Origin of the sequence: Pseudomonas karstica (genome assembly GCF_009707515.1) — a bacterium.
GTDB classification, from domain to species: Bacteria; Pseudomonadota; Gammaproteobacteria; order Pseudomonadales; family Pseudomonadaceae; genus Aquipseudomonas; species Aquipseudomonas karstica.
In genome coordinates, this window is the sequence record NZ_WLYI01000004.1 from 197548 (window position 1) to 224181 (window position 26634).

Genomic DNA, 26634 nt, shown 5'->3' on the forward strand with positions numbered 1-26634 from the left:
CTCCGCGTGGGAATGTCTCCTGGGACGCTCTGCGTTCCGCCATACGCGCACGGCTCAAGCCTTGCGCAAGGTGCGACGCGGAGCGTGGGAATGATCAGGGTTAGAAATCGCCCCACAGCTGTTGGGCTACTGCCAATGCCACTACGGGCGCGGTCTCGGTGCGCAGTACCCGTGGGCCCAGGCGGGCCGAATGAAAACCTGCACCTTGCGCCATCTCGACTTCCCCATCCGTCAATCCACCTTCAGGCCCGATCAGGAACGCCAGGCTCACAGGTTTTGCATGGCTGACCAACGGTTCGGCCACCGGGTGCAGCACCAGCTTCAAATCCGCCTGGGTCTGTTTCAACCAGTCCGCCAGCAACTGCGGTGGGTGAATCACCGGCACCGTTGAACGACCACATTGCTCACAGGCGCTGATCGCTACCTGGCGCCAATGCTGCAGGCGTTTGTCGGCGCGCTCGTCCTTGAGGCGGACTTCGCAGCGGTCGCTGAAGATCGGGGTGATTTCGTTGACCCCAAGTTCCGTGGCTTTCTGAATCGCCCAGTCCATCCGTTCGCCCCGGGACAAACCCTGGCCAAGGTGGATGTGCAGCGGGGACTCGACTGGCCCGGCGAAGCTTTCCGTCAGTTGTACCATCACGCGCTTTTTACCGACTTCCAGCAGGCTGCCACGAAACTCCTGGCCGGAGCCATCGAACAACTGCACAGCGTCGCCTTCGCTCATGCGCAATACGCGGCTGATGTAGTGGGCCTGGGCTTCGGGTAGCTCGTGGTCGCCAATGCTCAGCGGGGTGTCGGTGAAAAAGCGCGACAGTCTCATTTATGTTCTCTGGAAAGGTTATGCAGGAGCGAGCTTGCTCGTGAAAAAGGTACATCCGACGTCGCGATGCGCTTGGAATACGTTCGCGAGCAAGTTCGCTCCTACAGGGGGGGCGGTATTCAGCCGGGGTCGCGGAAACCAGGGTGGAAGTCTTTTGGCACGGCCACGCTGACTTTACTGTTGGTGGCGATATCAATCCCTTCACTGGCCACCTCGGCCAAAAAGTCGATCTGCTCTGGCGTGATCACGTAAGGCGGCAGGAAATACACCACGCTGCCCAACGGTCGCAACAGCGCACCGCGCTCCAGGGCATGTTCGAACACCTTGAGCCCACGGCGCTCCTGCCACGGGTAGGCGGTCTTGGTGGCCTTGTCCTGGACCATTTCGATGGCCAGCACCATACCGGTCTGGCGCACTTCCGACACATGGGGGTGATCCGCCAGATGTGCGGTGGCTGTAGCCATTCGTTGGGCCAGTGCCTTGTTGTTTTCGATGACGTTGTCTTCTTCGAAGATGTCCAGGGTCGCCAGGGCCGCCGCACATGCCAGAGGATTGCCCGTGTAGCTGTGGGAATGCAGGAAGGCGCGCAGGGTCGGGTAGTCGTCGTAGAAGGCGCTGTAGACATCCTCGGTGGTGACCACCGCCGCCAGGGGCAGATAGCCACCGGTCAATGCCTTGGACAGGCAGAGGAAATCCGGGCGGATGCCGGCCTGTTCACAGGCGAACATGCTGCCGGTGCGGCCGAAACCTACGGCGATTTCATCGTGGATCAGGTGCACGCCATAACGATCACAGGCCTCGCGCAGCAGCTTGAGGTACACCGGGTGATACATGCGCATGCCACCGGCGCCCTGGATCAGCGGTTCGACGATCACGGCGGCGACGGTGTCGTGGTTTTCGGCCAGGGTCTGCTCCATGGCCTGGAACAGGTTGCGCGAATGTTCTTCCCAGCTCATGCCCTCGGGGCGCAGGTAGCAGTCGGGGCTCGGCACCTTGATGGTGTCCAGCAGCAAGGCCTTGTAGGTTTCGGTGAACAGCGGCACGTCGCCCACCGACATCGCGGCAATGGTTTCGCCGTGGTAGCTGTTGGTCAGGGTGACGAAGCGTTTCTTGTTCGGCTGGCCGCGGTTGAGCCAGTAGTGAAAGCTCATCTTCAACGCGACTTCGATGCACGATGAGCCATTATCGGCATAGAAGCACCGGGTCAGGCCTTCCGGGGTCATTTGCACCAGGCGCTCGGACAGTTCGATCACTGGCTGGTGGCTGAAGCCGGCGAGAATCACGTGTTCCAGTTGGTCCACCTGATCCTTGATGCGCTGGTTGATCCGCGGGTTGGCGTGGCCAAACACGTTGACCCACCAGGAACTGACGGCATCGAGGTAGCGTTTGCCTTCGAAGTCTTCCAGCCAGACGCCTTCACCGCGTTTGATCGGGACCAGGGGCAGTTGCTGGTGGTCTTTCATCTGGGTGCAGGGATGCCACAGCACCGCCAGGTCGCGTTGCATCCACTGGTTATTCAATCCCATCATCAGTCTCCTCGAAGCGGCCCGCAACGTGTGCGGTAAAACAATCGCGCAAGCCTATGCAATACGCGGACGGGGAACAACCCATGACGTACGTTTGAGGCGCCGAGGTTTTAAAGTATTTTCCTACAATTTTGGCCTATATAAATTGTTAATCTTTCCTTAACCACACCTCCATAGGCTCTAGATCGATTTTCTCGATATTTCAAAGCAAAATTTTCCGCTTTAATTCGATAGGTAAACCGCTAGTCTTGGGCGCAGCTCTTACGGGATTGGGTACATGCAACTACGTAATTCATCGGCTCGCTACGGCTGGGTCAGCATTGTCATGCACTGGGGCGTGGCCCTGGTTGTGTTCAGTTTGTTCGCTTTGGGCTTGTGGATGGTCGGTCTCGACTACTACAGCGCCTGGCGCAAAGACGCTCCCGACCTGCACAAGAGCATAGGCATCACGTTGTTCGCCATCATGCTGTTACGCATCGTCTGGCGCCTGCTCAGCCCGCCACCTCCACCGCTTGCCAGCTATAGCCGCTTGACCCGTTTGGGTGCTGCGTTTGGCCATGCATTCCTTTACCTGGGACTGTTTGCCGTAATGATTGCCGGTTACCTGATTTCCACCGCAGACGGTGTCGGGATCCCGGTGTTTGGCCTGTTTGAAATTCCTGCCGTGGTTTCCGGGCTACCGGACCAGGCAGACACCGCCGGTGTGGTGCACCTGTACCTCGCCTGGGTGTTGGTGGTCTTCGCCGGCTTGCATGGCGTGGCTGCGTTGAAACACCACTTTATCGATCGTGACGCGACCCTGGCTCGTATGCTGGGCCGCAAAGCCTGATGTTCAACCTCGACTCACAAGGAATAGAAAGCATGTTGAAAAAGACTCTTGCCGCTCTGGCCATCGGTTCTGCCCTGCTGACTGCCGGTCAGGTGATGGCTGCTGATTACACAATCGACAAGGAAGGCCAGCACGCTTTCGTTGATTGGAAAATCAGCCACTTGGGCTACAGTTTCATCCACGGTACGTTCAAGGATTTTGACGGTACGTTCAGCTGGGACGCAGCCAAGCCTGAAGCCAGCAAAATCGCAGTTGACCTGAAAACCGCTAGCCTGTGGAGCAACCACGCCGAGCGTGACAAGCACATTGCCAGCAAAGACTTCCTGGACGTGAGCAAGTACCCGCAAGCCACGTTTGTCTCCACCAGTGTTAAAACCACTGGCGAGAAAACTGCTGACGTGACCGGTGACCTGACCTTTCACGGCGTGACCAAGCCAGTAGTATTCAAGGCTGTTTTCAACGGTGAAGGCAAGGATCCATGGGGTGGCGAACGTGCAGGCTTCAACGCCAAGACCACGCTTAACCTGAATGACTTCGGCATCAAGGGCCCAGGCCCAACGTCGCAAACGCTGGATCTGGACATCTCGCTGGAAGGTGTCAAAGCGAAATAATTTTCGCCCGCACACAAAAATGCCCCGCATCTTTCGATGCGGGGCATTTTTTATGACGCTTTGAAAATCAGCGGTTGCGAGTCAGCAACGCTGGTTTTTCACCACGAGGACGGCCTGGCAGTTGGTCCAACTGCTCAGGTGTCAGGGTCCGATCGCTTTTCGACTCTTTATGGATGATCTTCGGTGCTGGGCCTCCACGCGGGTTTTGCACGGCCGGCTCCGAGGAGCTTGGCTGATCGTCACGGGCTGGGCGACGGTTGCGGGACTCTTCGCGACGGGCCTGGCCGTCACGCGGTGCGCCGTTGCGTGGGCCGCTGCGTTTGGCTGGCGGGGTGCCAGTGGTGGAGCCGTTGCTGCTGCGCGGGCCGTTCTGGCGGCCTTGTGGCTGGCCGCCGGTGCGCGGAGCACCTGCGCCTGCGCCCTGAGCTGGCGCACCTGGACGACGGCCACGGCCCTGGGCCGGTTTGGCCTGGGGCACGTAGTCAACGCGGTTACCGAAGTTATCCACATCGTCGTCGAGGAACTCGTCCGGAGCACGGTCAGCGGCAGCGCGTGGTGGCTGGCTCGGTTGGCGCTGTTCGCGGGCCGGGCTGCCTTCACGGGGCTTGTGCTCACGGGCCGGGCGTTCGCCACGGCCGGCGGCAGGTTTGTCCTTGCCACCCTTGTCCTTGCCCTTGTCTTTACGACCGCCACCGCCGCCGCCGCCGTTCGGGCCATCACCCTTGGGGCCACGTGGGTTGCGTGGATTGCGCACGTCTGGACGCTCGCGCACTTCCGGCTTCTCGGCTTCCACGGCGCTGGAATCAAAGCCCATCAGGTCGCCGTCGGCGATTTTTTGCTTGGTCATGCGCTCGATGCTTTTGAGCAGCTTCTCTTCGTCCGGAGCCACCAGGGAAATGGCTTCGCCCGAACGACCGGCGCGGCCAGTACGGCCAATGCGGTGTACGTAGTCTTCATCGACGTTTGGCAGCTCGAAGTTGACCACGTGTGGCAACTGGTCGATGTCCAGGCCGCGGGCCGCGATATCGGTGGCGACCAGGATGCGCACGGTACCGGCCTTGAAGTCGGCCAGGGCTTTGGTCCGCGCGTTCTGGCTCTTGTTACCGTGGATGGCGACGGCGGTGAGGCCGTGTTTGTCCAGGTACTCGGCCAGGCGGTTGGCGCCATGCTTGGTACGGGTGAAGACCAGGACCTGTTCCCAGGCGCCGGCGGTAATCAGATGCGCCAACAGTGAACGCTTGTGGCTGGCCGGCAGGCGGAATACGCGTTGCTCGATTCGCTCGACAGTGGTGTTCGGCGGCGTGACTTCGATGCGCTCGGGGTTATGCAACAACTTGCCCGCCAAGGCGGTGATGTCGTTGGAGAACGTCGCCGAGAACAGCAGGTTCTGGCGCTTGGCCGGCAGGCGCGCGAGGACTTTCTTCACGTCATGGACAAAGCCCATGTCGAGCATGCGGTCGGCTTCGTCGAGCACGAGGATTTCCACGTGGGACAAGTCGACGCTGCCTTGGCCGCACAGGTCGAGCAAGCGGCCCGGGCAGGCCACCAGGACGTCGACACCGCGAGACATGGCCTGAACCTGTGGGTTCATGCCAACGCCGCCGAAGATGCAGGCGCTGACGAACTTCAAGTCGCGGGCATACACCTTGAAGCTGTCATGCACTTGCGCTGCGAGTTCGCGGGTAGGGGTCAGGACCAGTACGCGTGGTTGGCGCGGGCCATGACGCTGGGATTTGTCCGGGTGACCGTTGGGGAACAACCGCTCCAGGATCGGAAGGGCGAAGCCGCCGGTTTTACCAGTACCTGTCTGTGCCGCAACCATCAGGTCGCGACCTTGCAACACGGCGGGAATGGCCCGCTGTTGCACCGGAGTAGGCTCGGTATAGCCCGCTGCCTCGATGGCGCGGACTAAAGCCTCGGAGAGACCGAGGGAAGCAAAGGACATGAGTAATCCTGTTTTAGTTAGGGCTTGGCCCAGAGGGATAGTCTTGCCTGGCGCGAATGGCGTTTAGATGAACGCAATCCCGTCCGGTCCTGCTGGGGGCGGCAGGCACCTCGATGGCTCGCGCGGGCTGAAAGCTGCGCAGTAGCGGGTTCGGGTGTCTTTTGCAGACCCAAGCGTCCGGGCGTAAGCCTGGCGGAAAGGTCGCAGTATAACAGAGCAATCACTGTGTGCTGCTTTCCTGCTGCTCAACGGTGTGCACAGGCTTGGGTAACAAGGCCGTTTTGGCGCCCAGGCCCGCCATTGCGCCACCAGCCCTGGGTGAATAAGGGCCGGCGGTGCAGGGGGGGGGCAGGTGTCAGCGGGGCAGCTTGAGGTTGTTCCACACGGCCAGGCTCGGTTCAGCCTGGTTCAGGGTGTAGAAGTGCAGCCCTGGCGCTCCCCCTTGCAGCAGTCGCTCACACATTTCACTGATGACCTGTTCGCCGAACGCCTGGATGCTTTTGACGTCATCGCCATAGGCTTCCAGTTGTTTGCGAACCCAGCGTGGGATTTCCGCGCCGCAGGCGTCAGAAAAACGCGCCAGTTTGCTGTAGTTAGTGATAGGCATGATGCCTGGCACGATCGGAATGTCCACGCCCATGCTCCGTACACGTTCGACAAAGTAGAAGTAGCTGTCGGCGTTGAAGAAGTACTGGGTGATCGCACTGTTGGCGCCGGCGTTGGCCTTGCGTACGAAGTTTTGCAAGTCGTCTTCGAAGTTGCGCGCCTGGGGATGCATCTCCGGATAAGCGGCCACTTCGATATGGAAATGATCACCGGTCTCTTCGCGGATAAAACTCACCAGGTCATTGGCGTAGCGCAGCTCGCCGCTGGCCATGCCCATGCCGGACGGCAGGTCACCGCGCAAGGCAACGATGCGTTTGATGCCAGCGCTTTTGTACTGGGTCAGCAGGCTGCGCAGGTCGTCCTTGCTGTCGCCCACGCAAGACAAATGCGGAGCGGCCGGGATTTTGACTTCGCTTTCCAGCTGCAACACGGTATTGATCGTGCGATCACGGGTCGAGCCGCCGGCACCGTAGGTGCAGGAGAAGAAGTCGGGGTTGTAGCTGGCCAGTTGGCGGGCAGTGGCGAGCAGTTTTTCATGCCCAGCATCGGTCTTGGTCGGGAAGAACTCGAAACTGTAGCGACGGTCTTGGGACATGGTAATACCCTTGAAAGCTCAAAAGCCGACAGTGCACTCTCACTCTGTAGGAGCGAGCTTGCTCGCGAAGAACGTCAACGATAACGCGTGTAATCAGGTTACACGCGGTGCCCTTGGGTTTTTCGTGAGCAAGCTCGCTCCTACAGGAAGAGCAGGAAACGCCGGTTACTTAGTAGCGGTAGGCGTGCGGCTTGAACGGACCTTCAACTGTCACGCCGATGTAGTCGGCCTGGGTCTTGGTCAGTTGAGTCACCACGCCACCGAAGCCGCGGACCATTTCCAGGGCCACTTCTTCGTCGAGTTTCTTCGGCAGTACTTCCACGGTCAGGCGCTCGGCTTTCTGGGCTGGCGACAGGTCGGCGTACTTCTGGCCAAACAGGAGAATCTGCGCCAGTACCTGGTTGGCGAACGAGCCATCCATGATGCGGCTTGGGTGACCGGTGGCGTTGCCCAGGTTCACCAGGCGGCCTTCGGCCAACAGGATCAGGTAGTCGTCGTTCTGTGGGTCGAAGCTACCGGCGCCGGTGCGGTGAATCTTGTGCACTTGCGGCTTCACTTCTTCCCATGCCCAGTTCTTGCGCATGAAAGCGGTGTCGATTTCATTGTCGAAGTGACCAATGTTGCATACCACAGCGCGCTTTTTCAGGGCCTTGAGCATGTTGGCATCGCAGACATTGACGTTACCGGTCGTAGTCACGATCAGGTCGATCTTGCCCAGCAGTGCCTTGTCGATGCTCGCTTCGGTGCCGTCGTTCTGGCCGTTGATGAACGGCGAAACCACTTCGAAACCGTCCATGCAGGCTTGCATGGCGCAGATCGGGTCGACTTCGGAAACCTTGACGATCATGCCTTCCTGGCGCAGGGACTGAGACGAACCCTTGCCCACGTCACCGTAGCCGATCACCAGCGCTTGCTTGCCAGACAACAGGTGGTCGGTGCCACGCTTGATGGCATCGTTCAGGCTATGGCGGCAGCCGTACTTGTTGTCGTTTTTGCTCTTGGTCACCGAGTCGTTGACGTTGATGGCCGGGATTTTCAGCTCGCCCTTGGCCAGCATGTCCAGCAGGCGGTGTACGCCGGTAGTGGTCTCTTCGGTCACGCCGTGGACGCGGTCGAGGATCTGTGGGTACTTCTTGTGCAGCAACTCGGTCAGGTCGCCGCCGTCGTCGAGGATCATGTTGGCATCCCAAGGCGCGCCATCCTTGAGGATGGTTTGCTCCAGGCACCACTCGTACTCTTCTTCAGTCTCGCCTTTCCAGGCGAATACTGGGATACCGGCAGCGGCGATAGCGGCAGCGGCCTGGTCTTGAGTCGAGAAGATGTTGCAGGACGACCAACGCACTTCGGCACCCAGGGCAACCAGGGTTTCGATCAGCACGGCAGTCTGGATGGTCATGTGGATACAGCCGAGAATCTTCGCGCCCTTGAGCGGCTGCTCAGTTGCGTACTTGCGGCGCAAACCCATCAGGGCTGGCATTTCGGATTCGGCGATGAAGGTTTCGCGACGGCCCCAGGCAGCGAGGGACATGTCGGCGACTTTGTAGTCGTTAAAATCTGCAGGCGTGATAACAGCGCTCATGAAGAGCCTCCATTCGTAGTGTGCGAATGGGCGCCGTTGTGCGTTTAGTATCAGGCCAGGGCAACCAGGCCGGACAACGCCCCATCCGAGCCTGACAGGTCGAGCCTGCTGCAGCGCCCCTCGGACAGGTGGCGGGAGAACGGCATTAGCCGTTTTGAAACGGTGGCGATTATAGCTTTCTTTGAGCGGCAAGTGGCAAGCTGCAAGTAAGAGCAGGTCGGCTTTTAACTTGCAGCTTGTCGCTTAAAACTTGAAGCTGGGTGCAGTAAGTCTTTCGCCCAAACACCTCGGAGCCTCGCCCCCATGAACTTCCACACCCGCAAATGGGTAAAACCCGAAGACCTCAACCCCAACGGCACTCTGTTCGGTGGCAGCCTGCTGCGCTGGATTGATGAAGAAGCGGCCATCTACGCCATTGTCCAGCTGGGCAATCAGCGCGTGGTGACCAAGTACATCTCCGAAATCAACTTTGTCAGTGCTTCGCGCCAGGGCGACATTATCGAGTTAGGCATCACCGCCACCGAGTTCGGCCGCACTTCCATCACGCTGACCTGTGAAGTGCGCAACAAGATCACCCGCAAGAGCATCCTGACTGTGGAAAAAATGGTCTTCGTCAACCTCGGGGAAGACGGCTTGCCCGCCCCACATGGCCGCACTGAAATCAAATATGTGAAGGATCAGTTCACGGAAGACGGTCTCAGCGAATAAGCCAGTTCCACCCGCATAGAAATGGCCAAGGCCTGGTGTCTGCCGGTTTAGTCCCGGTCATTGAACAGCCCTGAACCCTGCGTGTCGTAGTTACAGGCTCCTCCAGGGTTCAGGAATATCATGTTCATAGGTGTTGGCCTGTACGCAGCTAATGTGCGGCGTGGTCGATTTTAGTATAAGCAGCTACTGGCGAATCAATTCTGTTTGCTCTCCCTAGGAGTGGCCTGTGGTTGCAACGGCTTTGGTATTAGTAGCGGCGCTGTTGCATGCGACGTGGAACACCTTGATTAAATTCAGTGGCGAGCGCCTGTTGGTGATTGCTTGCATGGACAGCGTAGCCTTGCTGTTTGTGTTGCTGGCGGTAGGGTTTGTATCGTTGCCGCCGCTGGAAATCTGGCCATGGATTATCGCTTCGGCGCTGTTCGAATTGCTCTACCGCTACCTGTTGATCCAGGCCTACCGGGTGGGCGACCTGGGGTTGGTGTATCCGCTGATGCGTGGGTTGTCACCGTTGGTGGTGTTGACGCTGACCTTTGTGTTTGCAGGGGAGGTGCTCAGTACCCAGCAGATTCTTGGCATCCTGCTGATCCCGTTTGGCATGCTATGCCTGTTGTGGCAGGGCGGTGGGGGGGAACGGTTGCCCTGGTCGATGTTGCCGGTGGTGGCATTGATCGGTCTGTGCATTGGCTGCTACACCTTTCTCGACGGTCAAGCCCTGCGGCGGTGGCCGCACCCGCTGGATTACCTGGTGTGGCTGACATTGGCCAGCGCCTGGCCGTTCCCGTTACTGGCAGTGGTACGCAAGCGGGCGGCGTTCAGCCTGTTCTGGCGTACGCAGTGGCGGCTGGGGCTGAGTGTCGGGTTGTGTGTATTGTTGAGCTACGCTCTGGTGCTCTGGGCGATGCAGTTGGGCTCGATCGCCGAAGCCGCCGCGCTGCGGGAAGTCAGTGTGATCCTGGTGGTGCTGTTCGGCATGCGATACCTGAAAGAACCTTTCGGCCGGCCACGGCTCATAGCCTGTGGGTTGGTGCTGATCGGTATGTTCGTGATGAAACTCTAACTGCTGGATAAAACTAAAAAAGGAATGGGTTATGACAGTCGCTTTCTGGTGTGTGTTGATTGCAATTTTTCTGCCTTACCTGTGCATAGGCGTAGCCAAGTTCAGCGGCGGTAAGTTCGGGCCTCGACAAAACCATGACCCCCGGGCTTTCCTGGAGACCCTTGAAGGGTTTGCCAAGCGGGCCCACAGTGCACAACTCAACAGCTTTGAAGTGACGCCGGCGTTTGCGGCGGCGGTAGTCATTGCCCATATAGCCGGTAATGCGTCGCTGGTGACTATCAACGTGCTGGCGGTGCTGTTTATCACCAGTCGGTTGCTTTACATCATTTGCTACCTGGCGGACTGGGCAATGTTGCGTTCGTTGGTGTGGTTTGTGGGGATGGCGCTGATTGCGAGTTTCTTTTTTGTGTCGATCTAGAGGGCACTCCAGAGCGTCACATCTTGCGCAAGGCATGAGGCGTGCGCGCATAGCGGGACGCGGAGCGTCCCAGGAGGCATTCCCACGCGGAGCATGGGAACGAGTGGGGCCCGTGAAATAGGGATCGTTCCCAGTGTGGGAACGATCAATCTTCAGCTTCCCGCAGGCGCATCCGGTACTTTCGGCAGCGCCGCGCCTTTAGGCCACAGCATCCAGATTTGACCCTGCTGCTTCATATTGCCAGCCAACTCGCCCGCCGCATCGCCGGTCCCCCAAAACAGATCGGCTCGCACCTCGCCAGTAATCGCGCCACCGGTATCCTGCGCGGCCACGGGGCGAGCGATCGGCGTGCCATCCGGTCGGGTCGTCGACAACCACAGCAGGCTGCCCAACGGAATCACCTTGCGGTCCACCGCAACGCTGTAGCCAGCGGTCAGTGGTACGTTCAGCGAGCCGCGAGGGCCTTCGTTGCTGTCGGGGCGGGCACTGAAGAACACATAGCTGGGGTTGCTTGCCAGCAGTTCGGGAATCCGCTGGGGATGAGCCTTGGCCCAGGCACTGATGGAGCCCATGGTCACGTCTTCTTTCTTCAACTCGCCTTGTTCCACCAGCCAGCGGCCAATGGGGCGGTAGGGAAAGCCATTCTGATCGCCATAACCGATGCGCAACTGGCGGCCGTCTTCCAGTTGAATACGACCCGAACCCTGGATTTGCAGGAACTGCAGGTTCATCGGGTCGGTCAGCCAGGCGATAGGCTGGGCGGTCGAGCCTTGCTGGTTGAGGGTGCTGGCATCGTCATAGGGCTTGAGCACTCGACCTTCCAGTCGTCCGCGCAGGCGTTTGCCCTTGAGTTCCGGGTAGATGCTTTCCAGGTTGACGATGATCAGGTCATCCGGCACACCGAAAACCGGCACATGGGCGATGGCTGTTTCAGTGAGGCTGCCAGGGTAAACCGGCTCGTAGTAGCCGGTGATCAGCCCATTGGGGCTGTTGTCTGCCGAGCGTAAGCCATAGACATCCAGGTGTTCCTTGAGGAAGCCGCGAATGGCCACGGACGTTGCGGGCACATTGGCCGCTGCTGCGCAGGTTGCACCCCATACTGGATCGTTCTTGAGGCGTTGGCAGGCGCTGCGCCAGGACTCGAAGCCGGCTTGCAAATCGTTATCCGAGACGGCCGGCAAGGCTTCCCAGGTTGCGCTGACATACGTTGCAATCGCGTGCGGCTGGTCTTTCTCGTGCTTGCCGGTATCGCAGCCGGCAAGCAGCGCCATCATCGGCAGAGCCCACGCCAGGCGGCGGCTCCAGGGTTTAAGCGTGACATTCATGAAAACTATTCCTGAGACGATTGCCTCGAGCCGATCAAGGTTCGAGCAACCCGTATTATTAATAGGGCTATTGGTCTTTGTGGATGGGACGAGGATACTGGCCGCCGTTTCCCGTGACCTGATAGCCACCATGACTCTTAAAAGACTGACTGTTGTATTGCTGGCCTGCCTGACGCTGTCTGCCTGCGGTGGTGTTGACCCGAACTCGCCATTGGGTCAGCGCAAGGCGATTTTCAAGCAGATGCTCAATAACAGTGAAAACCTGGGTGGCATGCTGCGAGGGCGCATCCCCTTTGACGGAGCAAAATTTGCCGAAGGTGCGGTCAAGCTTGACGCCTTGTCCCATGAACCGTGGAAGCATTTTCCGAGCGTGCGTGAAGAAGACCATACCAGCGCCAAGGATGATGTCTGGCAGAAACAGGCCCGTTTTCAGGAGATGGCCCGAAACCTTGAGACGGCCACCGGTGAACTGGTGATCGCCAGCCAGGTCCAGCCCTATAAGGCCGGCAACCTGGGGCCTGCCGTGCAAAAAGTCGAAGATGCCTGCACGGCTTGCCATAAACAGTTTCGTGATCATTGATCTGGATAGGACTTACTTGTCCAATTCGTCCAGGGCTTCCTGCAGCTCTTTGCGTGATTGGGCGAGCTTGTCTTTGCGTTTGTTGATTTTTTCCGAGTCAGCTTTTTTCATCGCCTTGTCGAGGTCGGCCTGACGACGGCTGACTTCGTGCTTGGCGTCGAGCACCTTGTTTTCCCGTTCCTTTTTCAGGGAGGCGTCGGTGCAATGGGCGGTGACTTCGCCCAGGGCTTTCTCCAGGCCAGCTTGTTGGGCGCTGTTGCCGTGGGCCTTGGCTTGTTCGATCTGGGTACTGATGGCCTGGCGTTTGGCGGCGCAGCCAGTGAGTTGTGGGGCCTCTTCGGCCGCCAGCGATGGCGTGGCCATGAAACTTGCGAGGGTCAGCAGGGCGAAAGGTGCAAGAAATTTCATAAAGACTCCAAGGTGAACAAGGCGTAATCAAGTGGGCGGGATGAATTCTGCCGGCACTGTTGAATGCTGCCGGGAAGGATTAAAAACCGTCTATCCCGGTAGCTCGTAGTATTTCACCCAAGGCTTGGACTTGCGGGTCGCGAAAAAAAGCGCTGAGTAGCGCCGCGCGTCCCGGGCCGATTCCTGCTTCGACCTGCCAGGCTTGAGTGTCTCTGGCGGCCAGGACTTGCCAGCCGCCTTGCACGTTGTTGCGAGCCGTGGATGGTACCCCCAAGGCCTTCAGCCATTGTACGAACGGACGTTGCCGGGCGCTGCGCAGGCTGTCGAGCAGGCGAGCACTGTTGCGTTCGCCGAAGCCATCAATGTTAGCAAGCTCTGCCTCATCAAGGGTCAACCAATCGAGCAGGCCGGTGATTCGGCCGGACTGAATCAGAGTATTCCAGGTTTCGCGGCCAATATGGGGCAGCGCCAGTCCCTGGCTCCCACTCATCCAGGTCAGGCGGGCCAGCAGTTGTTCTTCGCAGCCGGGGCTCAAGCGCCAGCAACTCAAGGGGTGGAAGTCCTCGGCCGCCGGGACCTGGACTTCGACCCGTGGCTGACTGCGCAAGACCACCTGGTCAAGTCGCGGGATGATCTGGCCGGCGAGACTGATGGATACCTGGTCGCCAGGGCGGATATCCAGCGTCTGCCAGCGCTTCAGGGAGCCGACGCTGACACGCCTGATCTGGCGGTCATCCAGCAGCACTGGCGTAAGTTCCAGGATCGGTGTGATGCGCCCGGTACGGCCAATGTTGAAATACACCTTGCGCACTGTGGCCAGGGCCTTGACCACGGGATACTTCCAGGCCACTGACCAATAAGGCGCGCTGGCCTGCCAGCGATTGGCCGGCGCGCGCTGGCTCTGGTGCAGTACTACGCCGTCGCTGGCGAAGGGCAGTGGATGGGTGTGCCAGTAGGTGCGCCAGTGTCCAGCCTCGGTGATGTTCTTGATCGGCTGGCTGTAGCGCTGGCTATTGGTAAAGCCCCATTGCGTCAGGGTATCGAGCTGTTCTTTAAGGTTCGCGGGGCCTTGGGGCCAAGCCCAGACAAACAGGCCAATCCCGGCAGCGTCGGTGTCGCTCAACTGTTGACGGTTCATCAGCCCGGCAATTTTGCTGCGGGCATTGCGGCTGCCTTGCACCGCCTGCACATGATCGCTCAGGTGCCAATAGAGTTCGCCTTGTAGTTGCAGGTCGATGGGCTGTGGCAGTTGTTGCACGATGCCGGGAATCTTGCGGGCAGACGCCGACCAGTCTTGCCCCAGATTGCCATCCCCACGACTGACGACCTGGGCCAGTTGGCCCTGGCGATAGACCAGGGTCACTGCGACTCCGTCGACCTTGGGTTGAATCCACACGTCCTCGCGACTAGCTATCCAGGCGCCGGCAGCGCGCTCATCCAGCAGCTTTTCCAGCCCAGTGTGAGGTGTGGGATGGGCCAGCGTGCCTCGTGAGCTGACCAGCGGGTTGTCTGAGGTGGGCGTGGGCAGGGCAAAACAGCTGCGCCACAGGGACAGTTGCTGCCGGGCCTGGTCGTAAAGCTCATCGCCGATCAGAGACTGGCCGAGGCGGTGGTAGCTGTCATCCCAGAGAGTGATTTGCTGTTGCAGTGCGCTGATCTGCGTCCCGGCATGCTCAGTTGTCCAGCCAGGACAATCCCGAGCCCACGAGGCGAGAGGAAAAAAGCTGATTAGCAGGCCGGCCAGCAGACGCATACGGGACTTCATCATGAGCATCCTTGCTCTGAAAGGTTGCCCAGCCTAAAGCATCTTCCCAAGCATAAAAAAGCCCCGCGATTGCAGGGCTTTTTACCGGGTGTTTCTATCTACCTGAATGGACCGCCCAGGGCTGCGGATATCACCCGCAGCGATTACAGGCCGGCCGCAGTACGCAGGTCATTGGCGCGGTCGGTTTTTTCCCAGGTGAACGTGGTGAACGTGTCGTCGCCGACAGTCTTCTGTTCAGGGGTCCGGCCGAAATGGCCGTAGGCCGCGGTTTCCTGGTACATCGGGTGCAGCAGGTCGAGCATGGCAGTGATCGCATACGGCCGCAGGTCGAACACTTCACGCACCAACTTGATGATCTTGTCATCGCTGATTTTGCCGGTGCCGAAGGTGTTCAGCGAGATCGACGTAGGCTGCGCCACACCAATGGCGTAGGACACCTGAATCTCGCAGCGCTCGGCCAGGCCAGCGGCGACGATGTTCTTGGCCACGTAACGACCGGCGTAGGCGGCGGAGCGGTCAACCTTGGATGGGTCCTTGCCGGAGAACGCACCACCGCCGTGACGAGCCATGCCGCCGTAGCTGTCGACGATGATTTTGCGACCGGTCAGGCCGCAGTCGCCTACCGGGCCACCGATGATGAAGTTGCCGGTAGGGTTGATGTGGAACTGGGTGTCCTTGGTCAGCAGCTCGGCAGGCAGCACGTGCTTGACGATCAGTTCCATCACGCCTTCGCGCAGGTCTTTGTAGGAGACTTCCGGGTTGTGCTGGGTCGACAATACGATGGCATCGATACCCACCACTTTGCCGTCTTCATAACGGCAAGTGACCTGGGACTTGGCGTCTGGACGCAGCCACGGCAACTGGCCGGACTTGCGCGCTTCGGCCTGGCGCTTGACCAGTTGGTGGGCGAACGTGATCGGTGCTGGCATCAGCACGTCGGTTTCGTTGCTGGCGTAGCCAAACATCAGGCCCTGGTCGCCGGCGCCCTGGTCTTCCGGTTTGCTGCGGTCGACGCCTTGGGCGATGTCCACCGACTGCTTGCCGATGATGTTCATCACCGCGCAGGTCGCGCCATCGAAACCAACGGCGGAGCTGTCGTAGCCGATATCGAGGATCACCTTGCGAACGATGTCTTCCAGGTCGACCCAGGCCGAAGTGGTGACTTCGCCAGCGATGATGGCCACGCCAGTTTTCACCAGCGTCTCGCACGCCACGCGGGCGAACTTGTCTTCGGTAATGATGGCGTCCAGCACCGCATCAGAAATCTGGTCGGCGATTTTGTCCGGATGCCCTTCAGACACGGACTCGGAGGTGAAAAGGGAGTATTCGCTCATCTCGATGTTTTCCTGATATTTACCGATGGTGAGTGTCGCCAGTCGGCCGCTGAAAGTGGCGGACCTGGATCTGGAAACCATTACGTAAGCCTATATAGAGACTTTCCCCGGGAACGAGTCCCGCAGCGGTGGCCCAGCGGGCCAGGTCGTCCTGTTCAAAACCCAGCCAGAGATCACCGCAGGCCTCCCTGGCCCAACTCTGGTTGTGGCTGCATAAATCTGTGACTAACAGGCTGCCGCCTGGTTGCAGCAAACTGGCCATCTGCTTGAGGGCATCGGCTGGTGCGGCGAAATGGTGCAGTACCATGTTCAGCACCACACAATCGGCCCGCAGGCTGGTTTCATTCAAGGCATCGGCCAGTTGCAGGCTGACATTGTGTAACGCCTCGCGCTCGCACAGCTGACGGGCCAATTCCAGCATTGCCGGGCTGTTGTCCAGCGCCGTAACCTGATGAAAGCGGCGCGCCAGTTCCGGCAGGAAACCGCCGTCGCCAGGGCCGATTTCCAAGGCTGTCGCTTCTGCACTGAAGCTCAGCTTGTCCAAAAGTGCCAGCACGCTTTCGCGGTACTGCGCTAATCCGGCGATCAAATCTTGTTGGGCGCGAAACTTTTCTGCCACCCGTGAGAAGAAGTCCTGGCTGGCCGCTGCGCGTTGCCCGTGGACTTGGCTGATCCGGGATTGCACGTCCGTCGGCAGGGTCAGGCTGTCCACTTCTTCCAAAAGGGCGGCATGCAGCTTGCCACCCGGTTGTTCGGTGTGGGGCAGGGCGCGACGATAAAAAATGGCATTGCCTTCACGACGCGTGGCTACCAGGTCGGCTTGGGCCAGTACCTTGAGATGATGGCTCATGCCGGACTGGCCGATGGCAAAGATCTGTGCCAGCTCCAGCACGCCGAATGAGTCGTTGGTCAGTGCACGCAATACAGTCAATCGCAACGGGTCGCCGCCGGCCTTGCACAAGGCCGCCAGCTCATCGCAGTCGTCGGGACGAAGGGAGGGCGCGCGTAAGTTCATAAGGCCAGCAGTCTAGTGATGGGGGGGAGTCCTCGCAAGGCCAATATCAAAAAGTTTTGATATTGGACGATAATCGGTAGTTATAAGCAGGCGCTATGACCTTTAGGTGAGGGGGTGAAAGGTTTCTCCATGGGATTGCGGGCCAATAGGCAGGAAAAACACCCTCAAGTGACTATCTGTCATTGCCCCGAGGGCCGTGGCTGAGGGAAAATGCCGATCCTTTTTTCGGTTTCTCTTATTCAACCCCCAGGAGATCAGCGATGCCCAGCCGTCGTGAGCGTGCCAACGCCATTCGTGCCCTCAGCATGGATGCCGTGCAAAAAGCCAACAGCGGCCATCCCGGTGCCCCGATGGGCATGGCGGATATCGCCGAGGTACTTTGGCGTGATTACCTGAAACACAACCCGAGCAACCCATCGTTCGCCGACCGTGACCGCTTCATCTTGTCCAACGGCCACGGTTCGATGCTGATCTACTCGTTGTTGCACCTGACCGGCTACGACCTGTCGATCGACGACCTTAAAAACTTCCGCCAACTCCACAGCCGTACCCCGGGCCACCCGGAACTCGGTTATACCCCAGGCGTCGAGACCACCACCGGTCCCCTGGGTCAAGGCCTGGCCAACGCTGTGGGTTTCGCCCTGGCTGAAAAAGTCCTGGCGGCGCAGTTCAATCGCCCTGGCCACGACATTGTCGACCACCACACCTACGTATTCCTGGGTGATGGCTGCATGATGGAAGGCATTTCCCACGAAGTCAGTTCCTTGGCCGGTACCTTGGGCCTGGGCAAGCTGATTGCCTTCTACGATGACAACGGGATCTCCATCGACGGCGAAGTCGAAGGCTGGTTCACCGATGACACACCAAAGCGTTTCGAAGCCTACAACTGGCAGGTGATCCGCAACGTCGACGGCCACGATCCTGAAGAGATCAAGACCGCCATCGAGACTGCTCGCAAGAGCGAGCAGCCGACCCTGATCTGCTGCAAGACCACCATCGGTTTCGGCTCGCCGAACAAGCAAGGCAAGGAAGACTGCCACGGCGCCCCATTGGGTGACGCGGAAATCGCCCTGACCCGTGAAGCGCTGAAGTGGAGCCACGGCCCGTTCGAAATCCCGGCCGATATCTACGCCGAGTGGGACGCCAAGGAAGCCGGCCAGGCTGCCGAAGCCGAGTGGGATCAGCGTTTCGCCGCCTACAGCGCCGAATTCCCTGAGTTGGGCAACGAACTGGTCCGTCGCCTGGCCGGTGACCTGCCTGCAGACTTCGCTGAAAAAGCCTCGGCCTACATCGCCGAAGTGGCTGCCAAGGGCGAAACCATTGCCAGCCGTAAAGCCAGCCAGAACACCCTGAACGCTTTCGGCCCGCTGCTGCCGGAGTTCCTCGGCGGCTCGGCTGACCTGGCCGGTTCCAACCTGACCCTGTGGAAAGGTTGCAAAGGTGTCTCGGCTGAAGATGCCAGCGGCAACTACATGTACTACGGCGTGCGCGAGTTCGGCATGAGCGCCATCATGAACGGTGTGGCCCTGCACGGCGGCCTGGTGCCTTACGGCGCAACCTTCCTGATGTTCATGGAGTACGCTCGCAACGCCGTACGTATGTCGGCGCTGATGAAGAAGCGTGTGATCTATGTCTACACCCACGACTCCATCGGCCTGGGCGAAGACGGCCCGACTCACCAGCCGATCGAACAACTGACCAGCCTGCGCACCACGCCGAACCTGGATACCTGGCGTCCATCGGACGCGGTCGAGTCGGCCGTGGCCTGGAAGCACGCCATCGAGCGTAAGGATGGCCCTTCGGCGCTGATCTTCTCTCGTCAGAACCTGCAGCATCAAACCCGCGACGCCGCTCAGATCGAAGGCATCAGCCGTGGTGGCTACGTGCTCAAGGACTGCATTGGCGAGCCGGAGTTGATCCTGATCTCCACCGGTTCCGAAGTAGGCCTGGCGGTTCAGGCCTACGACAAGCTGACCGAGCAAGGTCGTAATGTGCGTGTGGTTTCCATGCCTTGCACCAGCGTCTTCGAAGCCCAGGATGCGGGCTATAAGCAAGCGGTCCTGCCGTTGCAGGTCAGCGCTCGTATCGCCATCGAAGCGGCTCACGCCGACTACTGGTACAAGTATGTGGGCCTGGAGGGCCGCGTCATCGGTATGACCACCTACGGTGAGTCGGCGCCGGCGCCAGCGTTGTTCGAAGAATTCGGCTTCACCCTGGAAAACATCCTGGGTCAGGCTGAAGAGCTGCTGGAAGACTAACAGCCTGAGCGCGGTGGCCATTTGGTTGCCGCACCCACTGTAGGAGCGAGCTTGCTCGCGAAGATCGTCAACGATAACGCAGCGTTTCTGGTTTAACGCGGCGCTCTTGAGTTCTTCGCGAGCAAGCACCAGGCGTCCCCTCACTCCTGCAATGGTTTGTGTCGCCCATAATGTGAGAACCCCATGCCTCAACCGCGTCCCTACAAAGTTGCACTCAATGGCTACGGCCGCATTGGTCGTTGTGTCTTGCGTGCGCTGTTCGAGCGAGGGCCGGCTGCCGGGTTTGAAATTGTTGCAATCAACGATCTGGCGGACCTGGCCAGCATCGAATACCTGACACGCTTTGACTCCACCCACGGCCGGTTCCCCGGCGAAGTGCGAATCGAGGACGATTGTCTGAATATCAATGGCGACTGCGTGCAGGTCTTGCGCAGCGCCACGCCCGAGGGCATCGACTGGGCGGCGCTGGGCGTCGACCTGGTGTTGGAATGCTCCGGTGCCTATAACACCCGTGCCGATGGCCAGCGTTTCATCGACGCCGGCGCGCCGCGTGTGCTGTTTTCCCAGCCGATGGCCAGCGAGGCGGACGTCGACGCCACCATCGTCTACGGCGTCAACCAGGATTGCCTGACAGGTGCGGAGTTGCTGGTGTCCAATGCGTCCTGCACCACCAACTGCGGCGTACCGTTGTTGCGCTTGTTGGACCAGGCCATTGGTCTTGAGTACGTGTCGATCACCACCATTCACTCGGCGATGAATGACCAACCGGTGATTGATGCCTACCATCATGAAGACCTGCGCCGCACACGCTCGGCGTTTCAGTCTGTGATTCCGGTGTCTACCGGGCTGGCCCGTGGCATCGAGCGCTTGTTGCCGGAACTTGCCGGGCGAATCCAGGCCAAAGCAGTGCGGGTGCCGACGGTGAACGTGTCGTGCCTGGATATCACGATGCAGACTGTCAGCGACACCGACGCCGGCGAGGTCAACCGGATCCTGCGCGAAGCCGCCACCAGCGGCCCGCTCAAGGGGCTTCTGGCCTACACCGAGTTGCCTCACGCCAGTTGTGATTTCAACCATGACCCGCATTCGGCCATCGTCGACGCCAGCCAGACTCGCGTTTCCGGCCCACGGCTGGTGAACATCCTGGCCTGGTTCGACAACGAATGGGGGTTTGCCAACCGAATGCTGGACGTTGCAGAGCACTATCTGCAAACAGCCTCACCAAAACCTGCTCTCTAATTGACAGAAACTCAGGAATTGCGACCCATGACCGTGTTGAAGATGACCGACCTCGATCTGCAAGGAAAGCGCGTACTGATTCGCGAAGACCTCAACGTCCCACTCAAGGACGGTGTTGTCACCAGCGATGCGCGAATCCTGGCCTCGCTGCCGACCATCAAGCTGGCCCTGGAAAAAGGCGCGGCCGTGATGGTCTGCTCCCACCTGGGGCGTCCGACCGAAGGTGAGTTCTGCGTCGAAAACAGCCTCAAGCCGGTAGCCGATTACCTGAGCAAAGCCTTGGGCCGTGAAGTGCCGTTGGTAGCTGATTATCTGGGCGGCGTTGACGTAAAGGCCGGCGACATCGTGCTGTTCGAAAACGTGCGCTTCAACAAGGGCGAGAAAAACAACAGCGACGAATTGGCCCAGCAATATGCGGCCCTGTGTGATGTGTTCGTGATGGACGCCTTCGGCACTGCTCACCGCGCCGAAGGTTCGACCCATGGCGTGGCCAAGTTCGCCAAGGTTGCTGCTGCGGGTCCATTGCTGGCCGCTGAACTGGACGCACTGGGCAAGGCCCTGGGCGCACCGGCCCAGCCGATGGCGGCGATCGTGGCCGGCTCGAAGGTGTCGACCAAGCTGGACGTGCTCAACAGCCTGAGCCAGATCTGTAACCAACTGATCGTTGGCGGCGGCATTGCCAATACCTTCCTGGCGGCGGCTGGTCACCCGGTTGGCAAATCCCTGTACGAGCCGGATCTGCTGGACACGGCTCGCGCCATCGCCGCCAAGGTCAGCGTACCGCTGCCGGTGGATGTGGTGGTGGCCAAGGAGTTCGCTGAAAGCGCCGAAGCCACGGTCAAGCTGGTCGCTGACGTTGCGGCGGACGATATGATCCTGGATATCGGCCCGCAAACGGCAGCCAACTTCGCTGAGTTGTTGAAGTCCTCCCGGACCATTCTGTGGAACGGTCCAGTGGGCGTATTTGAGTTCGAGCAGTTTGGCAACGGCACCAAAGTGCTGGCTCACGCCATCGCTGAAAGCTCGGCATTCTCCATCGCCGGCGGCGGCGACACCCTGGCGGCCATCGATAAATATGGTGTGGCTGACCAGATCTCCTATATTTCTACCGGTGGTGGCGCGTTCCTCGAATTTGTCGAAGGCAAAGTGCTGCCTGCGGTGGAAGTTCTGGAAGGCCGGGCCAAAGGCTAAGGCTTGCGATCAGGAAAAGGAGCATTCCCATGGGCAAGTCGTTGGCACTGGTAATTGTGGCGGGCCTGCTGGCCGGCTGCGGCAGTGCATCCAAAGCAACGCACGAGGCAGAACAGGCAGCGCCGGACAAGAGCTGCTATCAAGCGGACTGGCAAGCGGAGACGATGCCGGTGATCAGCAAGCGCATCGGGCCGGACAGGCTGGAAAAGTACGACTCCCCGCCCAAAGGTAAGGAACAGGGTTGCCCTTGACGGGTCTGACTGATTAACCGACAGCAGTGGCGGCGCCAGGCCGCCGTTCGAGGATTGGCAATGAAAGGCGTTATCGCCCTGGCAGCCTTGGCTCTATTGGCCGGCTGCAGCAACCTGAACATGTTCAGCAACCAGGCAGAACCGCAAGACACATGGACTGCCTGGGCCTGCGACAGCCAGGCAAAGGTGTTCTGGCGGTTTGCCGATGCCAGCCGCAGCCAGGTGGATGTACGCTTGGGCGGCTCGGATAAGCTCTATCGTCTCAAGCAGGAACCTGCCGCCTCGGGCGTGCTGTACAGCAACGACCAGTTGGCGTTTCACACAAAGGGTGAGGAAGGCCTGGTTTACTGGGTTGCCACCGACGATTTGATCGGGCGGGGCTGCAAGGCACCGTAAACCTGACAGCAATAACGATTCAGCAGGGCAGGGTGTGAAACCCTGACCCTCAATAACTTGAATAGCAGCCGCCGCTACGGCAGGCTTGCACGATTAACGACCCTCGACCGGGAGAGACACACAATGGCACTTATCAGCATGCGTCAAATGCTGGACCACGCAGCCGAGTTCGGCTACGGCGTTCCAGCCTTTAACGTCAACAACCTTGAGCAGATGCGCGCCATCATGGAAGCCGCTGACAAGACCGACTCCCCAGTGATCGTCCAGGCTTCGGCCGGCGCCCGCAAATACGCCGGTGCTCCGTTCCTGCGTCACTTGATCCTCGCGGCCATTGAAGAGTTCCCGCATATCCCGGTGTGCATGCACCAGGACCACGGCACCAGCCCTGACGTCTGCCAGCGCTCCATCCAACTGGGTTTTTCCTCGGTAATGATGGATGGCTCCCTGGGCGAAGACGGCAAGACTCCGACCGACTACGACTACAACGTGCGTGTTACTCAACAAACCGTGGCCCTGGCCCACGCCTGCGGCGTATCGGTAGAGGGTGAGCTGGGCTGCCTGGGTTCGCTGGAAACCGGCATGGCTGGTGAAGAAGACGGCATCGGTGCCGAAGGTGTGCTGGATCACAGCCAGATGCTGACTGATCCGGAAGAAGCCGCCGACTTCGTCAAGCGCACTCAGGTCGACGCCCTGGCTATTGCCATCGGCACCAGCCACGGCGCCTACAAGTTCACCAAGCCACCTACTGGCGACGTGTTGGCCATCGACCGGATCAAGGAAATCCACAAGCGCATCCCCAACACTCACCTGGTGATGCACGGCTCTTCCTCGGTTCCGCAAGAGTGGCTGGCGATCATCAACCAGTACGGCGGCGACATCAAGGAAACCTACGGTGTGCCGGTTGAGGAAATCGTTGAAGGCATCAAGCACGGCGTGCGTAAGGTCAACATCGACACCGACCTGCGCCTGGCGTCCACCGGTGCGATGCGTCGCCTGATGGCCACCAACCCGAGCGAATTTGACCCGCGTAAATTCTTCGGTGCCACCGTTACCGCGATGCGTGATGTGTGTATCGCGCGTTATGAAGCGTTTGGTACAGCCGGTAATGCTTCGAAGATCAAGCCGGTCTCCCTGGAAGCCATGTACCAGCGTTACCTGAAAGGTGAGTTGAACGCCAAGGTCAACTAAGTCTCAGGTGTTTAGAAAAAACCCGCAGTGATGCGGGTTTTTTTGTGGTCATGATTCAGCTGTTCTCTATTTGTCCACCAATACCTTCGGGTTGGAGTTGCCCCACACCGTGTACAAATCCGCCAACAACGCGCCGTTGATGTCCTCTACTTCCGCTTGGGCAATCTGCGCATTCCCCTGGCTGCCGAATAACACCACCTCATCTCCGCTTTTCACGGTTGGTACATCGGTAACATCGACCATCAAGGTATTCATCGACACCTTGCCCACCACCGGCACCCGATGCCCGTTGATCAGCACAATGCCCTTGTTGGTAAATGCCCGACGATAACCATCGGAATAGCCCACGGTGACGTTCGCCAGTCTTGAGTCTCGCGCCAGGGTATAGGTGCGGTCGTAACCGACGGTATTACCCTTCGGATAGATGTTGACCGATGCTACGTGGGATTTGAACTGCATCACCCGCTTGTATTCGGTGAACGAGGGTACGGTGTCACCGAACAGCAGGCCGCCAGGGCGAACCATGTCCAGGCGCGACTCGGGTACTTCCAAGGTGGCGAAGGAGTTGGCGGCGTGCAGGGTGATTTTGTTGCGGTCCAGTTGGGCGACGTTGATCAACCAGTTGGCTTGTTGGTTGAAGGCCTTGAGGCCGGTGCGCACGTCGGCGGCGTCTTCGACGGCGAAGTGGGTCATGATTGCCTTCACTTCGAGGTTCGGCACTTTGGTGATGGCCACGGCATCGCGACGGCCCTTGGCTGTGGTCATTTCCACGCCGTTGCGGCTCATGCCGCTGGAGTTCAGGCCCAGATGGACCACCAACGGACGGCCGTGATTTTCGGCGATCAGGCTGGCGCGTACGGCAAAGTCGAGGTTGCCCACCAATTCTTCTACGTTATACGCCAGCGCCGCTTCGAGCTCGCTCAAGGCGGCGGTGCGCACGCGGATCAGTTGGCCCTTGAAGCCGCTTTGGCGAACCACGCGGGCTTCTTCGTTGCTGGCAATGCCGACGCAGGGCACGCCCAGCTTGATTACCGAAGGCATCAGCAAGCCGATGCCGTGGCCGTAGGCATCGGCCTTGAGTACGGCGCAGATTTTCGATTTATCCGCGAGGGTCGCTTGCAAGGTGCGGATGTTGTGTTCGAAGGCGAGTTTGTTGATTTCGACCCAGGCATTGCTGTCCTGGATATTGACCTGGGCTACCCCATCGCTCATGGACAACGGTGGGGCGGCGAAGGCCGGGTTGTGCAACAAAACCATGCCCAGAGAGAGGGCGAGCAGGGTACGCGGGAAGGGCATTGGGTGGGTCTCCGTGACTTTCTTATAGGTGTGGCGCGTGCGCGCGGCGCCATACTCAGATTGTCCTACAGGAAAGTCGAGACCCTGCGTCGCGGTTCTGTCCTAAAGCGTCGTGGGATGCCTCGCTGAAGCGAATCAGCCTTATTGGTGATCAATGGCCAGCTTGGCAAAAGTCGCCTTTGCGCCTCCTTTACTGTCGCCACTGTTGCCCTGCACACCGCGTCTCGCTGAATTCGTTACACTGGCGCCCTCCAAGTCTTCTGTCGCCGAGCCAATGACCGCACTGAAATACCTTCAGGCCTACCCCACTGCCTTGCAGGACCAGATCCGTCAATTGATCGCCAAGGATCAGTTGGGCGCCTACCTGAACCAGCGCTACCCAGAGCGCCATGACGTGCAGAGTGACAAGGCGCTGTACAGTTACGCCCTGGCCTTGAAGCAGGAGCATCTGCGCAACGCGCCGGCCATCGACAAGGTGCTGTTCGACAACCGGTTGGACCTGACCCATCGCGCCCTGGGCCTGCACACCACTATCTCGCGGGTCCAGGGTGGCAATCTCAAATCGAAAAAAGAGATTCGCATCGCATCTCTGTTCAAGGGTGCGGCGCCGCAGTTTTTGCGGATGATCGTTGTGCACGAGTTGGCGCACTTCAAGGAATCGGACCACAACAAGGCGTTCTACAAACTCTGCGAACATATGCTGCCGGGCTACCACCAGGTGGAGTTCGACCTGCGGGTGTACCTGACGTATCGGGATTTGCAGGGCAAGACGCGGGAATAAACGAAAGAGGACAGCGAGCATGGAAGTCAGCAAGACCAAAAGCAGTTTCTACCGCCGCCTGTATGTGGCGTACCTGATTGACAGCCAACTGGCCAGCAGCGTTCCAGCACTGACCGAAGCCACCGGTATGCCTCGACGCACGGCCCAGGACACCCTTGCGGCGTTGGCGGACCTGGATATCGTCTGTGAGTTTGAGCAGGAGGATGGCGCCCGCAATCATGCCGGGCGCTATCGGATTCGTAGTTGGGGCGCGATCGATCGGCGCTGGATCGAAGGCAACCTGAGGCAGATCAAGCAGGTGCTGGGCTACCCTTGAGCCCGACGCATACCGGTATGGGGAATACCATCTTCCAGGTATTCCTTTCCAGCCACCACAAATCCGTATCGCTCGTAATACTTCTGCAAGTGAGCTTGGGCTGACAGAAAGATCGGAGTTTCAGGCCAGAGATCGTCTATCTGCTTGAGGGTTTCTTCCATCATCTGATGGCCCAGCCCAGTGCCCCGTGCCACCGGCGCGACGATGACCCGGCCAATCACCACATCACCGCCCTGGGAATCCGGATCCAGCAGGCGTAGATAGGCAACCAACTGATCATTCTGCCAGCCCATCAGGTGCTGGGTATCACCCGCCAGGTCCTGATCGTCGATGTCTTGATAAGCGCACTTCTGTTCGACAACGAAGACCTCTGAGCGCAGGCGCAGTATGGCGTACAGCTGTTCCTTGCCCAGGTCATTGTGATGTTTGCAGAGCCAATCGACTGTCATAGTGCTCTCTCGCTTAAATGTCTGGTCTGAATAGTAAGCGTGAGTGAGGCAACTGTCTAAGTTCCTTGTTTTTGTACCTATCGGCAATTTCCCAGCGTTCGGTGCGCTCCAAGGTCAGGCCACCTGCCAGGACTTTGAGCATGCC

At 59.4% G+C, this 26634-nt stretch carries 26 protein-coding genes and 1 riboswitch; of the genes, 14 read left to right on the plus strand and 12 right to left on the minus strand.

All coding sequences use genetic code 11. From position 1 onward, the window contains the following. Positions 1-100: 100 nt before the first annotated feature. Both GIR22_RS04940 and GIR22_RS04945 read right to left on the minus strand, forming a co-directional pair. The gene (locus GIR22_RS04940; protein WP_154742233.1) at positions 101-820 is read right to left on the minus strand and encodes a 16S rRNA (uracil(1498)-N(3))-methyltransferase; all 720 of its coding nucleotides are present in this window, start codon (positions 818-820) and stop codon (positions 101-103) included. A gap of 119 nt (positions 821-939) precedes the next feature. Beyond that, entirely contained in the window at positions 940-2346 is a 1407-nt protein-coding gene (locus tag GIR22_RS04945) for an adenosylmethionine--8-amino-7-oxononanoate transaminase (RefSeq protein ID WP_154742271.1), read from the minus strand. 277 nt (positions 2347-2623) lie between these two features. Between GIR22_RS04945 and GIR22_RS04950 the strand changes: the two genes are divergently transcribed. Both GIR22_RS04950 and GIR22_RS04955 read left to right on the plus strand, forming a co-directional pair. Next, a complete protein-coding gene (locus GIR22_RS04950; protein ID WP_154742234.1) occupies positions 2624-3175 on the plus strand; it encodes a cytochrome b in 552 nt (183 codons plus the stop codon). 32 nt (positions 3176-3207) lie between these two features. Beyond that, on the plus strand, positions 3208-3786 hold the full coding sequence (locus GIR22_RS04955; RefSeq protein ID WP_154742235.1) for a YceI family protein: 579 nt from the start codon (positions 3208-3210) through the stop codon (positions 3784-3786). Between the two features lie 67 nt (positions 3787-3853). Here the strand turns inward: GIR22_RS04955 and rhlE2 are convergent, their stop codons facing one another. The 3 genes from rhlE2 to ahcY form a co-directional block, all read right to left on the minus strand. Beyond that, the gene (rhlE2, locus tag GIR22_RS04960) at positions 3854-5731 is read right to left on the minus strand and encodes an RNA helicase RhlE2 (RefSeq protein ID WP_154742236.1); all 1878 of its coding nucleotides are present in this window, start codon (positions 5729-5731) and stop codon (positions 3854-3856) included. Positions 5732-6086: 355 nt separating this feature from the next. Then, positions 6087-6932: a methylenetetrahydrofolate reductase [NAD(P)H] gene (gene metF, locus GIR22_RS04965; RefSeq protein WP_154742237.1), complete on the minus strand. Its 846-nt coding sequence runs from the start codon at positions 6930-6932 to the stop codon at positions 6087-6089. A 169-nt stretch (positions 6933-7101) separates the two neighbouring features. Further along, positions 7102-8511 carry an adenosylhomocysteinase gene (gene ahcY / locus GIR22_RS04970; RefSeq protein ID WP_154742238.1) on the minus strand — a complete coding sequence of 470 codons (1410 nt, stop codon included), beginning with the start codon at positions 8509-8511 and terminating at the stop codon, positions 7102-7104. Between the two features lie 21 nt (positions 8512-8532). Next, positions 8533-8639, minus strand: a riboswitch (S-adenosyl-L-homocysteine riboswitch). A 175-nt stretch (positions 8640-8814) separates the two neighbouring features. On the opposite strand from ahcY, the gene GIR22_RS04975 reads away from it, so the two are divergent. The 3 genes from GIR22_RS04975 to GIR22_RS04985 all read left to right on the plus strand — a co-directional run bounded on the left by GIR22_RS04975 (position 8815) and on the right by GIR22_RS04985 (position 10697). After that, positions 8815-9219 (plus strand): acyl-CoA thioesterase, encoded by a 405-nt coding sequence (locus tag GIR22_RS04975; RefSeq protein ID WP_154742239.1) that lies wholly within the window; start codon positions 8815-8817, stop codon positions 9217-9219. A gap of 226 nt (positions 9220-9445) precedes the next feature. Then, positions 9446-10279 (plus strand): EamA family transporter, encoded by an 834-nt coding sequence (locus GIR22_RS04980; protein WP_178122091.1) that lies wholly within the window; start codon positions 9446-9448, stop codon positions 10277-10279. Positions 10280-10310: 31 nt separating this feature from the next. After that, on the plus strand, positions 10311-10697 hold the full coding sequence (locus GIR22_RS04985; RefSeq protein WP_154742240.1) for an MAPEG family protein: 387 nt from the start codon (positions 10311-10313) through the stop codon (positions 10695-10697). A gap of 152 nt (positions 10698-10849) precedes the next feature. Here the strand turns inward: GIR22_RS04985 and mltA are convergent, their stop codons facing one another. After that, the gene (gene mltA, locus GIR22_RS04990; RefSeq protein ID WP_154742241.1) at positions 10850-12022 is read right to left on the minus strand and encodes a murein transglycosylase A; all 1173 of its coding nucleotides are present in this window, start codon (positions 12020-12022) and stop codon (positions 10850-10852) included. 130 nt (positions 12023-12152) lie between these two features. Here mltA and GIR22_RS04995 point away from each other — a divergent pair, with 130 nt between their 5' ends. Further along, a complete protein-coding gene (locus tag GIR22_RS04995; protein WP_154742242.1) occupies positions 12153-12602 on the plus strand; it encodes a c-type cytochrome in 450 nt (149 codons plus the stop codon). Between the two features lie 12 nt (positions 12603-12614). On the opposite strand, the gene GIR22_RS05000 is transcribed toward GIR22_RS04995, so the two are convergent. From GIR22_RS05000 to GIR22_RS05015, 4 genes are all read right to left on the minus strand, one after another. Continuing rightward, complete coding sequence (locus GIR22_RS05000) at positions 12615-13010, minus strand: DUF1090 domain-containing protein (RefSeq protein WP_154742243.1); 396 nt, start codon at positions 13008-13010, stop codon at positions 12615-12617. Between the two features lie 79 nt (positions 13011-13089). After that, positions 13090-14763, minus strand: a complete 1674-nt coding sequence (gene ligB, locus GIR22_RS05005) for an NAD-dependent DNA ligase LigB (protein ID WP_178122096.1) — start codon at positions 14761-14763, stop codon at positions 13090-13092. 155 nt (positions 14764-14918) lie between these two features. Continuing rightward, positions 14919-16109 carry a methionine adenosyltransferase gene (metK, locus tag GIR22_RS05010; RefSeq protein WP_154742244.1) on the minus strand — a complete coding sequence of 397 codons (1191 nt, stop codon included), beginning with the start codon at positions 16107-16109 and terminating at the stop codon, positions 14919-14921. A gap of 19 nt (positions 16110-16128) precedes the next feature. Then, the gene (locus GIR22_RS05015; protein WP_154742245.1) at positions 16129-17124 is read right to left on the minus strand and encodes an ArsR/SmtB family transcription factor; all 996 of its coding nucleotides are present in this window, start codon (positions 17122-17124) and stop codon (positions 16129-16131) included. Between the two features lie 260 nt (positions 17125-17384). Between GIR22_RS05015 and tkt the strand changes: the two genes are divergently transcribed. From tkt to fba, 6 genes are all read left to right on the plus strand, one after another. Further along, positions 17385-19382, plus strand: coding sequence for a transketolase (tkt, locus tag GIR22_RS05020; protein ID WP_154742246.1), 1998 nt, complete (start codon positions 17385-17387; stop codon positions 19380-19382). 183 nt (positions 19383-19565) lie between these two features. After that, positions 19566-20621, plus strand: a complete 1056-nt coding sequence (epd, locus tag GIR22_RS05025; RefSeq protein WP_154742247.1) for an erythrose-4-phosphate dehydrogenase — start codon at positions 19566-19568, stop codon at positions 20619-20621. 27 nt (positions 20622-20648) lie between these two features. Then, entirely contained in the window at positions 20649-21812 is a 1164-nt protein-coding gene (locus GIR22_RS05030) for a phosphoglycerate kinase (RefSeq protein WP_154742248.1), read from the plus strand. 29 nt (positions 21813-21841) lie between these two features. Beyond that, on the plus strand, positions 21842-22063 hold the full coding sequence (locus GIR22_RS05035) for a hypothetical protein (protein WP_154742249.1): 222 nt from the start codon (positions 21842-21844) through the stop codon (positions 22061-22063). A 60-nt stretch (positions 22064-22123) separates the two neighbouring features. Continuing rightward, positions 22124-22459, plus strand: a complete 336-nt coding sequence (locus GIR22_RS05040; protein WP_154742250.1) for an MliC family protein — start codon at positions 22124-22126, stop codon at positions 22457-22459. Positions 22460-22582: 123 nt separating this feature from the next. Continuing rightward, a complete protein-coding gene (fba, locus tag GIR22_RS05045; RefSeq protein WP_029297347.1) occupies positions 22583-23647 on the plus strand; it encodes a class II fructose-bisphosphate aldolase in 1065 nt (354 codons plus the stop codon). Positions 23648-23713: 66 nt separating this feature from the next. On the opposite strand, the gene alr is transcribed toward fba, so the two are convergent. After that, positions 23714-24943 carry an alanine racemase gene (alr, locus tag GIR22_RS05050; RefSeq protein WP_154742251.1) on the minus strand — a complete coding sequence of 410 codons (1230 nt, stop codon included), beginning with the start codon at positions 24941-24943 and terminating at the stop codon, positions 23714-23716. Positions 24944-25217: 274 nt separating this feature from the next. On the opposite strand from alr, the gene GIR22_RS05055 reads away from it, so the two are divergent. Together GIR22_RS05055 and GIR22_RS05060 are read left to right on the plus strand one after the other, a co-directional pair. Next, positions 25218-25724, plus strand: coding sequence for a M48 metallopeptidase family protein (locus GIR22_RS05055; RefSeq protein WP_154742252.1), 507 nt, complete (start codon positions 25218-25220; stop codon positions 25722-25724). 19 nt (positions 25725-25743) lie between these two features. Next, positions 25744-26040: a winged helix-turn-helix domain-containing protein gene (locus tag GIR22_RS05060; RefSeq protein ID WP_154742253.1), complete on the plus strand. Its 297-nt coding sequence runs from the start codon at positions 25744-25746 to the stop codon at positions 26038-26040. Here the strand turns inward: GIR22_RS05060 and GIR22_RS05065 are convergent. Then, complete coding sequence (locus tag GIR22_RS05065) at positions 26031-26489, minus strand: GNAT family N-acetyltransferase (protein ID WP_154742254.1); 459 nt, start codon at positions 26487-26489, stop codon at positions 26031-26033. The two genes, GIR22_RS05060 and GIR22_RS05065, sit on opposite strands and share 10 nt — an antisense overlap. Positions 26490-26634 lie beyond the last annotated feature (145 nt).